At 66.5% G+C, this 14,053-nt stretch carries 10 protein-coding genes and 1 tRNA gene; 5 read left to right on the forward strand and 6 right to left on the reverse strand.

Going from position 1 to position 14,053, the window contains the following annotated elements:
• Positions 1-11: 11 nt before the first annotated feature.
• On the reverse strand, positions 12-1,088 hold the full coding sequence (locus NS365_RS10385) for a glycosyltransferase family 2 protein (protein ID WP_058600211.1): 1,077 nt from the start codon (positions 1,086-1,088) through the stop codon (positions 12-14).
• A gap of 10 nt (positions 1,089-1,098) precedes the next feature.
• Positions 1,099-3,414: a Tex family protein gene (locus NS365_RS10390; RefSeq protein WP_058600212.1), complete on the reverse strand. Its 2,316-nt coding sequence runs from the start codon at positions 3,412-3,414 to the stop codon at positions 1,099-1,101.
• 132 nt (positions 3,415-3,546) lie between these two features.
• On the opposite strand from NS365_RS10390, the gene NS365_RS10395 reads away from it, so the two are divergent.
• A complete protein-coding gene (locus NS365_RS10395) occupies positions 3,547-4,368 on the forward strand; it encodes a bifunctional allantoicase/(S)-ureidoglycine aminohydrolase (protein WP_058600213.1) in 822 nt (273 codons plus the stop codon).
• Between the two features lie 272 nt (positions 4,369-4,640).
• Here the strand turns inward: NS365_RS10395 and NS365_RS10400 are convergent, their stop codons facing one another.
• The 3 genes from NS365_RS10400 to NS365_RS10410 form a co-directional block, all read right to left on the reverse strand.
• Entirely contained in the window at positions 4,641-5,609 is a 969-nt protein-coding gene (locus NS365_RS10400) for a glutathione S-transferase family protein (RefSeq protein ID WP_058600214.1), read from the reverse strand.
• Between the two features lie 12 nt (positions 5,610-5,621).
• Positions 5,622-6,455, reverse strand: coding sequence for a VOC family protein (locus NS365_RS10405; RefSeq protein ID WP_058600215.1), 834 nt, complete (start codon positions 6,453-6,455; stop codon positions 5,622-5,624).
• A 404-nt stretch (positions 6,456-6,859) separates the two neighbouring features.
• Positions 6,860-6,933, reverse strand: a tRNA-Gln gene (locus NS365_RS10410).
• 410 nt (positions 6,934-7,343) lie between these two features.
• Here NS365_RS10410 and NS365_RS10415 point away from each other — a divergent pair.
• Both NS365_RS10415 and NS365_RS10420 read left to right on the forward strand, forming a co-directional pair.
• Positions 7,344-8,807: a Ppx/GppA phosphatase family protein gene (locus tag NS365_RS10415; protein ID WP_058600216.1), complete on the forward strand. Its 1,464-nt coding sequence runs from the start codon at positions 7,344-7,346 to the stop codon at positions 8,805-8,807.
• Positions 8,804-9,550 (forward strand): RlmE family RNA methyltransferase, encoded by a 747-nt coding sequence (locus tag NS365_RS10420; RefSeq protein ID WP_058600217.1) that lies wholly within the window; start codon positions 8,804-8,806, stop codon positions 9,548-9,550. The genes NS365_RS10415 and NS365_RS10420 overlap by 4 nt, the downstream gene beginning before the upstream one ends.
• 61 nt (positions 9,551-9,611) lie before the next feature.
• Here the strand turns inward: NS365_RS10420 and NS365_RS10425 are convergent, their stop codons facing one another.
• The gene (locus NS365_RS10425; RefSeq protein ID WP_058600218.1) at positions 9,612-11,000 is read right to left on the reverse strand and encodes an MFS transporter; all 1,389 of its coding nucleotides are present in this window, start codon (positions 10,998-11,000) and stop codon (positions 9,612-9,614) included.
• A gap of 399 nt (positions 11,001-11,399) precedes the next feature.
• Here NS365_RS10425 and NS365_RS10430 point away from each other — a divergent pair, with 399 nt between their 5' ends.
• The gene (locus NS365_RS10430; protein WP_058600219.1) at positions 11,400-12,425 is read left to right on the forward strand and encodes an MBL fold metallo-hydrolase; all 1,026 of its coding nucleotides are present in this window, start codon (positions 11,400-11,402) and stop codon (positions 12,423-12,425) included.
• A 103-nt stretch (positions 12,426-12,528) separates the two neighbouring features.
• Complete coding sequence (guaB, locus tag NS365_RS10435) at positions 12,529-14,034, forward strand: IMP dehydrogenase (protein WP_058600220.1); 1,506 nt, start codon at positions 12,529-12,531, stop codon at positions 14,032-14,034.
• Positions 14,035-14,053 lie beyond the last annotated feature (19 nt).

Genomic DNA, 14,053 nt, shown 5'->3' on the forward strand with positions numbered 1-14,053 from the left:
GGGCCGCCCTTCTAGTTTCTGAGGTCGCGCATGAAGCCGCGACGAACGAGATCTTCCGAGGATTGGAAGCGCAGCGATCCCTCGTAGCGGAAGTCCGTGTGCGGGCCGAACTCGTCGCTCTTCACGATCGCCTTGTAGAATTCCGCGCCGTTGAAATGCGCTTCCTCGCCCGCCAGCGTGCGGAAGATTTCCACCGCGCCGGGGGCGAATTTCTGGTGCAGGAGAACCGCGTCGGGCGGGGCAAAATTGCGCGCGAGCGGCAGCGGGCCATGGGCCGTGTTGGTCGCGAAATGCAGAGCGGCATCGGCAAAGAGAAGCGGGAATTTCGTCATCCGCATCTGCGTCCCGAACACGCGGTTGCGCGGGCCGCCCCGGATCGAGGTGCAGAACTTCTCGTCCGCCACTTCGTAATGCGACCCGTCGAAGAGGGGGCAAAGAGCGGTCGGCGCGCTCAGCGCGTCGGCGGGAGGCGCAACGCCGCCGATCGGCCCTTCCGGGTAAAGATCGATCATCGGGGCCATGGCGCGCTTCAGCCCGGCCCGTTCGAGGTCCGCCACGAAGCTTCGCAGCGGGCGCGTCTCGCAGCCGGGGAAGATCAGATATTCGTCGCTGTCGATCGAGACGACCCAGCGCCCCCGGCCGATGCGATCCAGCATCCTATCGCGCCAGACGAGACCGCCGCCCGAGGTCATGAAATTGCCGGCCGAGGTAAAAAGCGCGAGGTCCGGCTGCGCTTCGAGGAAGGCACGGCTGCCATCCGTCGAGGCGTCGTCCACGACGGCGAAATGTTGCACGCCCAGCCGCCGGTAATGATCGAGGAAGGAGGGCAGCGTCGCCATCGCATTGCGCACCACCGTGATCAGCACGATGTCGCGCGGCCCCGGCGCGGCGGCCATCGGCTTGACTTCCGTCAGGCGGCAATCGCCCGTTGCCTTGCCCCGCTGGCGATAGCGCCGCTCGCGCCAAAGAAGCTGAAGCCGCGCGAGCCATCCGAGCGCGCCATAGCGTGGCCAGAGCGCGGGGTCCGGATTGGGATAGGGCAGGGCGGCCCGCCTACTCGCGCCGGGCGGGGTCTTGGATGCGCTCAAGGCGGGCTCCCTATCGGCGCTTGAAGGCGTCGGCCAGCGCGGCGCCGAAGCCGCCGATGGCGGGCGCTGCGGGCTTGGCCTCGCGCCGATCCGGCCGGGCTTGGCCTTTGGAAGCGCCAGCCTCGTCGCGCTTGCGAGGGGCGGCATCCGGCTCGGCCTGTGTCTTCATCGAGAGCGAAATGCGCTTGCGCTTCTCGTCCACCTCGACCACGCGTACCCGGACGACCTGGCCAGCCTTCACCACCTCGGCCGGGTCCTTCACGAACCGATCCGAGATCTGCGAGACGTGCACGAGACCGTCCTGATGGACGCCGATATCCACGAAGGCCCCGAAGGCGGCGACATTCGTCACCGTGCCTTCCAGCATCATGCCGGGGCGCAGATCCTTGATCTCGTTGACCCCTTCGGCAAAGCTCGCCGTGCGGAAGGCCGGGCGCGGGTCGCGGCCGGGTTTTTCCAGTTCCGCCAGAATGTCCTTCACCGTCGGCAGGCCGAACCCGTCGCTCACGAAACGCTGCGGGTCGAGCTTTTTCAGCGCCGCGCCGTCGCCCATCAGCGAGCGCAGATCGCGCCCGCAGGCCTCGACGATCTTGCGCGCCACGGGATAGGCTTCTGGATGCACCGCCGAGGCGTCCAGCGGCTCCGTGCCGCCCTGAATGCGCAGGAAGCCCGCACATTGCTCGAAGGCTTTCGGCCCCAGGCGCGGCACTTTCAGGAGCGCGCGGCGCGTCTTGAACGGGCCTTCCTTGTCCCGGTGCGCGACGATCGCGTCCGCCAGCGACGGGCCGATGCCCGAGACATGCGAGAGAAGCGCGGCGGAGGCGGTGTTCACATCGACGCCGACCGCGTTCACCGCATCTTCCACCACGGTTTCCAGTGCGCGGGAGAGGGCGGGCTGGTCGACATCGTGCTGATACTGGCCGACGCCGATGGCCTTCGGGTCCACCTTCACGATCTCGGCGAGCGGGTCCTGCAGGCGGCGCGCGATGGACGCCGCGCCGCGCAAGGAGACATCGACGCCCGGCAATTCGCGCGAGGCGATCTCGGAGGCCGAATAGACCGACGCGCCGGCCTCCGACACCACGACCTTGGTGGGCTTGGCACCCGGCAGCTTGGCGATGACGTCCGCCGCCAGCTTTTCGGTCTCGCGGCTGGCCGTACCATTGCCGATGGCGACCAGCTCGACCTTGTGCTTCTCGATCAGCCCGGCCAGCACCATCATGGCGCCCGCCACGTCATTGCGCGGCTGGAAGGGATAGACCGTCGCCGTGTCCACCAGCCGCCCGGTTCCGTCCACGACCGCGACCTTGACGCCGGTCCGGATGCCCGGATCGAGACCCATCGTGGCCTTCGGCCCGGCGGGGGCGGCGAGGAGAATGTCCTTCAGATTGCGCGAGAAGACGCGGATCGCCTCGGCATCCGCGCCTTCCTTCATGGTCGCCATCATCTCGTTGGAGAGCGAGCCGTGGATCTTCTGCCGCCACGCCCAGCGCGCGACATCCATCAGCCAGCGCTCGGCCGGCGTGCCGCCCTGCGTCTTCACGCCGAACTGCCGCGCGATCATCGCTTCAACCGGCTTCACGGGCGAGGCGTCGTCGGCATCCACTTCGATGTCGAGCGAGATGACGCCTTCCTTCTCGGCGCGCAGGAGCGCCAGAACGCGGTGGCTCGGAGCGGTCGCCCATTTCTCTTCATGATCGAAATAGTCGGAGAACTTGGCGCCGGCCTCTTCCTTGCCCTTCTGCACCTTGGCGCGAATACGCGCCTTGGCGACGAGATGGGTGCGGATCGCGCCGACCAGCGCCGGCGTCTCTGCCATGGTCTCGGCCACGATGTCGCGCGCGCCTTCCAGCGCGGCCTTGGTGTCGGCGACCTGATCCCCGAGGAAGCGCTTGGCCAGCGCCTCCGGGTCGGCGGAACGATCGGTCAGGAGCGTTTCGGCCAGCGGCCCGAGCCCCTTTTCGCGCGCCGCGTCCGCGCGCGTGCGGCGCTTGGGACGGAAGGGGAGGTAGAGGTCTTCCAGCGTGGCGCGTGTGGTCGCGCCCTCGATCTGGCGCGAGAGCGCATCCGTCAGCTTGCCCTGTTCGCGGATGGAGCGCAGCACCGTCTCGCGCCGCGATTCCAGCTCGCGCAGATAGGTGAGCCGCACTTCCAGCGTGCGAAGCTGCGCGTCGTCCAGCCCGCCCGTCGCCTCCTTGCGGTAGCGCGCGACGAAGGGAACCGTCGCGCCGCCGTCGAGCAGCGCGACGGCGGCCGCGACCTGCGCCTCCCGCGCGCCGATCTCTGCGGCGATGAGGCTGTCGATGGATGGGCGCGGGGCGGTCATGGGCGTGTCGTCTCCTCAGTCAGCCGAGGCTTACTCTCAAGCGCGGCCAGACGGCAAGAAAGAGGCGTTGCCGCTGGAGCCTTCCTCATGCGATGCGAAGCCTGATTCACCATTCAGAGGAAGGCGTCGGCCATGACACAACGCTCCTACTTCTCGCCGCCCGGCGGCCTGCCGGGGCAGGACCAGCTTTTGTCCGGCAAGGCGGTCTTCACCAATGCCTATGCGATCATCCCGCGCGGCGTTTACAGCGACATCGTGACGAGCTTCCTGCCGCATTGGGAAAAGACGCGGCTCTGGATCATCGCGCGGCCGATGACCGGCTTTTCCGAGACCTTCTCGCAATACATCATGGAAGTGCAGCCGGGCGGCGGCAGCGCCAAGCCCGAGCCGGACGAGGAAGCGCAGGGCGCGCTCTTCGTCGTCTCCGGCGAGATCAGCGTGACGCTCAACGGCGAGACGCACCGCCTTTCGCCCGGCGGCTTCGCCTATCTGCCGGCCGGGTCCGCTTGGACCCTGCGCAACGAGGGCGAAGCGGCAGCGACGTTCCATTGGGTCCGCAAGCGCTACGAAGCCGCCGAGGGTATCGCCAAACCCGATCCGATCTTCACCAACGAGAAGGACATCGCGCCGACGCCGATGCCCGACACGAACGGCGCCTGGGCGACGACGCGCTTCGTCGATCCGAACGATCTGCGCCACGACATGCATGTGACCATCGTCACCTTCCAGCCGGGCGGCATCATTCCCTTCATGGAAACCCACGTCATGGAGCACGGGCTCTATGTGCTGGAGGGCAAGGCTGTTTATCGCCTGAACTCGGATTGGGTGGAGGTCGAAGCCGGGGACTTCATGTGGCTGCGGGCCTTCTGTCCGCAGGCCTGCTACGCCGGTGGCCCCGGCCCGTTCCGCTATCTCCTCTACAAGGACGTGAACCGCCACGCGGCGCTCTGGTAGGTCGCGGCGCAGGCACAGGATGATCCGCTTTCTCGCGCGGATCATGCCCGGCTTCGTCGGTTGACCCTCTGCCGCTTCGAGATGCTTTCGTGCGTCAGGACCCGCTTCGGGTCCGACCATGTGGGACGGGTGCGGGCCATGGTGTTGATGATCGGGGAAGGGAGCAGCGAGTGGGCTTGCCCCCGTCGTTGCCTTCGGCCAAAAACGCATCGAAGCTGACAAGAGGACGGCCAGCCGCCTGATGGTCGCGGCTGGCTCCGTGTCCGCTGTGCTCAGGCCCCTGCTTGCGCAGCCCAGGGCAGGTCCGGCCCGAGCGGCACGATGCCGGTCGGGTTGAGAGCCCGGATCGAATAATAGCCGCGCTTGATATGATCGATGCTGACGGTCTCGCGGACACCCGGCAGCGAAAGAATGCGCAGCATATAGGCCTGAAGCGCGGGGTGGTCGGCCAAGCGGCGCTGATTGCATTTGAAGAGCCCGTAATAGGCCGCGTCGAAGCGAACCAGCGTCACGAACAGTCTGATATCGCTTTCCGTCAATCGGTCGCCGAACAGGAACGGCCCACCCTTCGACATCCAGTCTTCCAATTCGCCAAGCTCCGCGAAGACATCCGCGAAGGCTTCCTCATAGGCGAGCTGCGTCGTCGCGAAGCCGGCGCGGTAGACGCCATTGTTCAGGCGCGGATAGATCCGCTCGTTCAACGCGTCGATCTCGGCGCGCAGGTCCGTGGGGTAGAGATCGACACGATTCTTTGTCAGATCGCCGAAGCCCGAATTGAACATGCGAAGGATATCGGCGGACTCGTTGCTGACCACCGTATCCGTCTGGCGATCCCAGAGGAGGGGAACCGTCGCGCGGCCGGTGTAATGCGGGTCGGCGCGGGTGTAGAGTTCGTGCAGATAGCGCGCGCCGTGGAGCGGATCGGGATCGGCCAGGCTTCCGTCGCCGAAGCGCCAACCCTGATCGGTCAAAGCCGGCTCGACGATGGTTACGCTGACGGATGACTCCAGCCCCTTCAGCTTGCGCGCGATCAGCGTTCTCGAGGCCCAGGGGCAGATCAGCGCGACATAGAGATGATAGCGTCCGGCCTCGGCCTTGAAGCCGGCCTCACCCGTCGGCCCGGCCGAGCCGTCCGGGGTGATCCAGTGGCGGAAGCCCGAGACCTGACGAACGAAGCCGCCCTTTTCGTCCTTGGCCTGAACCGGCTGCCAATTCTCCACCCATTTGCCATCGACCAGCATGGTCCGACCTCCTTATCGAACGAGAAGCGCGATCCGTGTGCCCCAGGGGTCGGCGAGCGTGAGCGGCGTCTGGGTATCGCTTTCACCGCCTGCTCCGATTCCCGCCGCGCGTGCCGGAGCCACATGGATTTCGAGTTCCGAAAGCCCGGTCGACGGGAAGGCGCGGGTTCCCGCCTTTCGGCTGTTCCAGATATTGGTCGCGAGGTGATGGTGATAGCCATCGGCCGCAAAGAAGATCGCGCCGGGATAACGGCAGGTCACATCGAGGCCCAGACGGCCGGCATAGAAGGCTTCGGCCTCGTCCAGCGCGCCGACCTGAAGATGCACATGCCCGACCGAGCTTTCCTCCGGCACACCGGTCCAGGGCGCGCCGTCGCTGGCGGCGAGGAGATCCTCGACATCAAGGGCGTCCGTCGTCATGGCGACGGCGCCATTCTCCCATCGCCATTGGTCGCGCGGACGATCGGCATAGACTTCGACGCCGTTGCCTTCGGGGTCCGACAGATAGATCGCTTCGCTCACCGCGTGGTCCGACGCGCCAGCGACAGGTGTCTGTCGGCGCATCACCTCGCGCGTCCAGTTCGCCAGCGCCGTGCGGCTCGGCAGCAGAAAGGCCGTGTGAAACAGCCCCGCCTCGCGCATAGAGCGACGCCGCGCCGTCGGGTCGTGCCGCAACTCGAGAAGAACGTGATTTCCGACTCCCAGTTCGGCGCTGGCTGCATCCCGACGAAGGAGATGCAGCCCGACGGCTTCCTCATAGAAGGCCACGACGCGATCGAGATCGTGAACCGTCAGCGTGACGCGGCCCATCGTAAGCGTCGTGGCGGGAGAAGCGTCCAGAGACATGGCCTCGATTCCAGTGATCCGACCAAGACGCTAAATGCCAGAGCCGGAAAAGGCGACCACGATGTCGGCCACGTTCGCGTCCGGACCGTTCACCGTTTCGATGCCGATTTTATTCGGGAAGACGCTTCGCGGTCATGCCTCGCATCATACGGCGCACCGGTCACAAAGGATGGCGCGAGGAGGGAGGGGATCTCGACCGTACGAATGGCGATTGCCAGAGTTCGGCGCCATTTCCAGAAAGCGAATCGTAACGGGCTGTTAACAGACGCGATCTTCCCGTTAGTCTCGATCGACAGGGTCAGCCTGCGACGGCGATTGTCTAACCCGAGTGTCTGAAACACGAGAGATGCGTCGGCTCACGAGGAGGCTTGTCACCTAAACTCTCGTAAGTCCAGGATTTGAGCTGGCTGGGGAACCTGGATTCGAACCAAGACTAGCGGAGTCAGAGTCCGCTGTTCTACCCTTAAACTATTCCCCAGCAGGAGAGCAGATCGTTTCGAGTGATCCGCTTTCGATCCGTTCGGCCAGTGTCGCTGGCCGCCGTTCGATGAATGGCGATGTAGTCGATTCGTGCGGGGGCGTCAATCGCCTTTCTGAGCTTTGCCGTCGCCACGAGACGATCAGGAGAGGCTCTGGCGGATCCGACCGGGCGACGAGGGCCAGGAAACCGAGGGAAATCGTGGAGTGTCGGCCCGCTGGATGAAAGGGTGCCTTGTGTAAAAACAACGGATGGCTACACTTCTATCCAACGAAAGCGGCCCTACGGGGGCCGAGGGGGCAGGCCGAACGCCGCTCCGGAGATATGAAGTGAACCATGAGACGAGAGAAGGTCGAGGAGCTGCCAAGGTAAAGGACGACAAGGCTTTCGGACGAGACGGATCGAGCGGGATGTCGCAAGGCGGCGAGCGCGCGGGCGCGGAGACGGGAGAGGCACGTGCCTCCGCCCGGCCGCAGCGCGGCGCGCCGAATGCTGGCTCCCATCCGTCTCCATCAGCTGCCGGAAAGCCGTCCAAGCGCCAGAAGCGCCGTCGACGCAAGACCAATGCGCCTGCCGCACCGCCTCCGGGCGGATCGGCACTTCGCGAGCTGCCGCCAGCGCTGGGCGCGAAGGTGGCGGAGGCGGAGCGCGTGCTGCGCGAACGCAAAGGGCCAGCCGGCGCGCGGCCGGGTCAGGGCAAGAATCGCCGTCGACGGAAGGGCCGCGCGGGGTTCCCGGCGGCTGCTCAGCCCGCTGGCGCGGCGTCCGGCCGGCCGAGCCCCGCGCCGGTGCCACTTGCCGCGCCTCATGCGCCGAGCCGATCGGCCGCCACGCACGGCGCGCCACGCGTGCCCGCTTATGCCGCGCTTGATCTCGGCACCAACAATTGCCGGCTCCTGATCGCGGTGCCGACAAGGCCCGGGCAGTTCCGTGTCATCGACGCCTTTTCGCGCATCGTGCGGCTCGGAGAGGGGCTGGGGCGTACGGGAAGCCTCGCGGGGACCGCGATGGATCGTGCCGTCGCGGCGCTGGAAATCTGCAGCCACAAGCTGTCGGCGCGCGAGATTCGCGGTGCGCGGCTGATCGCGACCGAAGCCTGCCGATCGGCGGCTAACGGGCGCGAGTTCATCACGCGCGTTCAACGCGAAACCGGCCTGCGGCTGGAGATCGTCAGCCGCGAAACCGAGGCCCGGCTGGCCGTGTCCGGCTGCGGCTCGCTGATCGACCGATCGGCGCGCGGCGCGGTTCTGTTCGACATTGGCGGCGGCTCGACGGAAATCGCGCTTCTGGACCTCCGGCGCGGCACCAATCGGCGGCTCGCCAACAATATCGTGGCCTGGACCTCGCTGCCGGTCGGCGTCGTCTCGCTGGCTGAAAAACACGGTGGGCGCAATGTCACGCCCGAACTGTTCGAACATATGGTGCGCGAAGTCGAGGCGATGATTCACGCCTTCCCCGGTCGCAACCGGCTGGCCGACCTCGTGGGACGGGACGGGTTCCATCTCCTGGGGACCTCGGGCACCGTCACGACGCTGGCCGGAATCCAGCTGGGGCTGGAGCGATACGACCGGCGGCAGGTGGACGGGCTTTGGCTCAACGACCGGGATGTGGACGGCCTCGTCGGCAAGCTGCTCGGCTGGAGCTTCGAGGAGCGCGTCGCCAACCCCTGCATCGGCTCGGATCGGGCCGATCTGGTTCTGGCGGGCTGCGCTATTCTCCAGGCCATCCGGCGCGTGTGGCCGGCCAAGGTTCTGCGTGTGGCGGACCGGGGGCTGCGTGAAGGATTGCTCACGGAAATGATGGTGGCGGACGGCGTGTGGCGCCGCCCGGCATCCCACTTGGCAGGAACAGGACAGGCAGGATCGGACGCGTGACAGGTTCAGGACGAGGCGACGATCGCGGGCTGACGGTCCGCGTCAAGAAGAAGCGTGGGCTGAAAGTGTCCTCCCGCCGCTGGCTGGAGCGCCAGCTGAACGATCCCTATGTCCGCCGCGCCAAGGCGGACGGCTACCGCTCGCGCGCGGCCTACAAGCTGATCGAGATGGACGATCGCTACAAGCTCCTGAAAAAGGGCATGAAGATCGTCGATCTCGGCGCCGCGCCCGGCGGCTGGTGTCAGGTCGCGGTGGAGCGCACGGCGACCAAGCCAGACGACGCGCGGGTCGTCGGCATCGACTATCTGCCGGTCGATCCGATCCCCGGCGCGACGATTCTGGAACTCGACTTTCTCGACGACAGCGCACCCCAACGCCTGATCGAGGCTCTGGGCGGCGATCCCGACATCGTCCTGTCGGATATGGCCGCGCCCACCACGGGCCACCGCCGCACCGACCATCTGCGCACATTGCACCTGTGCGAGGTCGCGGCCGATTTCGCGATCCGCACGCTACGGCCGGGCGGGCACTTCCTGACCAAGACCTTCCAGGGCGGCACGGAAGGGGAGCTTCTGGCGCTCCTCAAGAAGAACTTCCGCTCAGTCCATCACGTGAAGCCGCCGGCGTCGCGCGACGGATCGGTGGAACTCTACGTGCTCGCCAAGGATTTTCGCGGCCGGCGCAAGCCCGACGCGGCGGGCGACGACAGCGAGCCCGAGGACGAGACGGGCGACGAGGACTGATCGACCTTCACCGATACGAAAAGGGCGGCTCCGAAGGCCGCCCATTTTTATGGGTATTGTCCTATTCCGCCGGAACGCGCCGCCCCGCGACCTCCGCCCCGGCATCGGCCGGCAGGCGCAGGAAGGCGAGGGTGGAAAGCACGGTCACGACGCCGACCACGAAGAAGGCGAGCGTGAAGTCGCCGAGCATCGCGCTATCGCGCCCGTGCCAGATCATGCTGCCTTCCAGCACGGCGCCCGCCACAGCGACGCCGCCGGCAATGGCGACCTGCTGGAACGCAGCCAGAAGTGCCGTCGCGTCGCCGGTCTTGGCTTGCGGCACGTCGGCAAAGGCCAGCGTGTTGACACCCGTAAAGAAGAGCGAGCGAAAAAAGCCGCCGATCAGGAGAAGAAGCACCAGCACCGCCAGCGGCATGTCCGGCCGATAAAAGCCGAGCGCGCCCATGAGGACGCCGCCCACGACGGCCGCACTGAGCAGGGTCACCCGAAAGCCGAACTGCTTCAGGATCGGCTTCACCAGCGTCTTCATCATCATCGCCCCGCCGATCGACACGGCGCTGATCAGGCCGGACTGAAAGGGCGAGTAGCCGAAGCCGAGCTGGAGCATGAGCGGGAACAGAAACGGCACGGCGCCCGCCCCGATGCGGAACAGGCCGCCGCCGGCCACGGCCGCGCGCAGGGTCACAACACGAAAGAGACGAAGCTCCACCACGGGCCGCTCGTGCCGACGGGCATGTCTGACATAGATCAGCGCGAAGATGAGGCCCATCACGGTCGTGGCGACACCTACCGACGGCGGCAAGGCGGGCAGGGACACGACGGACAGACCGAACACGACGCCCGCGCACGCCAGACCCGACAGCACGAAACCTGGCCAGTCGAACTGCGTGTCGCGGATCGGCTCGATGAACGGCAGGAAGCGCTGCGCCAGCATCATTCCGATCACGCCGATCGGCAGGTTGATGAAGAAGATCCAGCGCCAGTCGGCATAGGTCGAGATCGCGCCGCCGAGCGGGGGGCCGATCAGCGGGCCGATCAAGGCCGGGATGGTGAACCAGGCCATGGCACCCACAAGGTCGGAGCGCGGCACCGCGCGCACCAGAAGCAGCCGCCCGACCGGCGTCATCATGGCGCCGCCGATCCCTTGGAGGAAGCGCGCGGCGACGAAGCCTCCCAGAGAATTGGCAAAACCGCAGGCCAGCGAGCCGAGCATGAAAATGCCGATCGCCATCTGGAAGACGGCGCGCGCGCCGAACCGATCCGCCATGCGGCCCGAGATCGGGATAAAGACGGCGAGCGAGACGTAATAGCTCGTCAGCGCGAGCTTGAGGGCGATCGGGCTTGCGCCGATGTCGCGGGCAATGGTCGCGAGCGAGGTCGCGATGACGGTCGAGTCGATGTTCTCCATGAACAGCGCGACGGCGAGGACGACAGGGACGATGCGTTTCACGGGACGAGAATCCGAAAGGGGCGGAACGGCTGTATCCGAACAGGCGAAAGGCGGGCGGACCCGCCATCACGCCCGCCCGGGCTGGCGCCGGGACGCGCATTCCGGCTTCCTTCGGGGTCCGGCTGGCCTGACGCAAGGGGCGAACCCCGCTGCCTCCGGTCGGGCCACGAACGAAGCCGGCGCGACTCGTACCCTGCGCTGTCGATCTTCAAGAACACCGCAACAACGGCGGGAAGAGGGAAGCGTTGCTCGCCTCGAATGACATGACGCGCTTTTCACGAAAAGGGGAGCGCCTTGCCGCGCCCTGCTCAAATCGCATGTTGGTCTGACATTCGCGGTGACATGCTGAAGGCATCTGGCCCTTTCGCCCGGGATGCCTAGCTTGGAGGAAGAACGGCCATGCCGAACACGGGACGTTTCAACCGCCGCGAGGCGATCATGGTGGCGGCCGGCGGTCTGGCGGCCACGAGCCTGGGGCTGGGCTCCGCTGCGGCTCAGAACTCGGTGGCCGGCGCGGCAAGATCGGAGACGAGCATGACGAGCGAAGACACGCATCCCCTGGCGCCCGGCTGGCACCGCTTCACCTTGGGCGACGCGCGCGTCACGGTGATCCTCGATGGCGTTCGCCCCGGCGAGGGTCCGCACCCGACCTTCGGCGAGAACCAGAGCGCCGAGGCCGTGGGCGATCTCATGGCGGCGAACCGGCTGCCGCGTGATCGCTTCGTCAACTTCTTCAATGTCGTCATCGTGGAAACCGGCGGGCAGACCGTTTTGGTCGATACCGGCTTCGGTGAGGGTGGCCGCGCCAACGGCATGGGCCTCCTGCGCCAGCGGATGCAGGCGGCCGGCTTCCAGCCGGACGACATCAATGTCATCGCGCTCACACATCTGCATGGCGATCATATCGGTGGCCTGACGGAAGACGGCGCGTCGGCCTTCCCCAACGCGTCGATCGTCGTCGGGCGACAGGAAATGGAATTCTGGACCTCGGACGAGGCGAAGAACGGTCCGCGCGCCGAGAATGCCAAGGCGGTCGAGACGAAGCTCGGACCCTTCAAGGACAAGACCCGGCTGGTTGAGGACGGCGGCGAGATCGTGCCCGGCATGGTGGCGCGCGCCGCTTTCGGCCATACGCCCGGAATGCTCTGCTTCGAGGTCGGCTCGGGCGACAAGACCGTGGTGCTGACGGCCGACACGTTCTCGCAGTTCGTCGTGTCCTTCCAGAAGCCGGACTGGCATGTGCGCTTCGACCAGGACAAGGAAGCGGCGGCCGAAACGCGCCGGCGCTGGGCGACGAAGCTTGCGGAGTCCGGCACACCTCTGATCGGCTATCACCTGCCGTTTCCGGGAATCGGCTATGTGCAGGCTGAGGGAGACGCGTTCCGCTTCGTGCCGGAGACATACCAGACCCTCGTTTCCGGCTAGGCGCGGCGGCTTTCCTTCCGCCGGACACCGTGCTACGAGCCCGTGCCAATCCTCGACAATCCGGCGCCCTCCCAGGCGCCGCATTCCATTTAAGGACTGGCCCATGGCTCGCATCATCGAAACAGCCACCGGTGCGCTCGCGCTCACCTTCGACGACGTGCTGCTGCAGCCGGGTCATTCCGAGGTCATGCCGGGGCAGGTCGATGTGCGCACCCGCATCACCCGCTCGCTTCATCTGAACATTCCGATGCTCTCGGCCGCTATGGACACGGTGACGGAATCGCGCCTTGCCATCGCCATGGCGCAGGCCGGCGGCATCGGCGTCATCCATCGCAACCTGACGCCCGCCGAGCAGGCCGAACAGGTTCGGCAGGTGAAGAAGTTCGAAAGCGGCATGGTGGTGAACCCCGTCACCATCGGCCCCGACGCGACGCTGGGCGACGCGCGCACGCTGATGCAGGTCCACCGTATTTCCGGCATTCCGGTGGTGGAGAATGGCGGCAAGGGCGGCCAGACCAAGGGCCGGCTCGTCGGTATCCTGACCAATCGCGACGTGCGCTTCGCCTCCGACGATCGCCAGAAGATCTTCGAGCTGATGACGCGAGAAAATCTCATCACCGTGCGCGAGAATGTCGATCAGGCCGAGGCCAAGCGCCTTCTGCACAAGCATCGCATCGAGAAGCTGCTCGTGGTGGACGGCGAGGGCCATTGCATCGGCCTCATCACCGTCAAGGACATCGAGAAGTCCCAGCTCAACCCCAATGCCGCCAAGGACGCGCAGGGCCGTCTGCTCGCGGCGGCCGCAACCAGCGTCGGCGATGACGGGTTCGAGCGCGCCGAGCGCCTGATCGACGCGGGGATCGACCTCATCGTCATCGACACCGCGCACGGGCATTCGCAGCGCGTTCTGGACGCCGTGGCGCGTGTCAAGAAAATGTCCAACGAAGTTCAGATCATAGCCGGTAACGTCGCGACGCCGGGTGGCACGCAGGCGCTGATCGACGCGGGCGCGGACGGCGTGAAGGTCGGCATCGGGCCGGGCTCGATCTGCACCACGCGCATCGTGGCGGGCGTCGGCGTGCCGCAGCTTTCCGCGATCATGGATGCGGTGGCGGTGGCCGACAAGGCCGGCGTGCCCATCATCGCCGATGGCGGCATCAAGTTCTCCGGCGATCTCGCCAAGGCGCTGGCGGCGGGCGCGTCGGCCGCCATGGTCGGCTCGCTTCTGGCCGGCACCGAGGAGAGCCCCGGCGAGGTCTATCTGCACCAGGGCCGTTCGTTCAAAGCCTATCGCGGCATGGGCTCGGTCGGCGCCATGGCGCGCGGCTCGGCCGATCGCTACTTCCAGGCCGAAGTGCGCGACACGCTGAAGCTCGTGCCGGAAGGCATCGAGGGGCAGGTGCCCTACAAGGGCCCGGTCGGGAACGTCATCCACCAGCTGACCGGCGGCCTGCGCGCGGCCATGGGCTATACGGGTGCGGCGACGCTGGAAGAGTTCCGAGAGAAGGCGACCTTCGTGCGCATCTCGAACGCGGGCCTGCGCGAAAGCCACGCCCATGATGTGACCATCACCCGCGAAAGCCCGAATTATCCCGGCTTCGGCGGCTAATCGCTCGAAAATTTTCTGA

Source organism: Aureimonas ureilytica, from assembly GCF_001475935.1.
Classification (GTDB): domain Bacteria; phylum Pseudomonadota; class Alphaproteobacteria; order Rhizobiales; family Rhizobiaceae; genus Aureimonas; species Aureimonas ureilytica_A.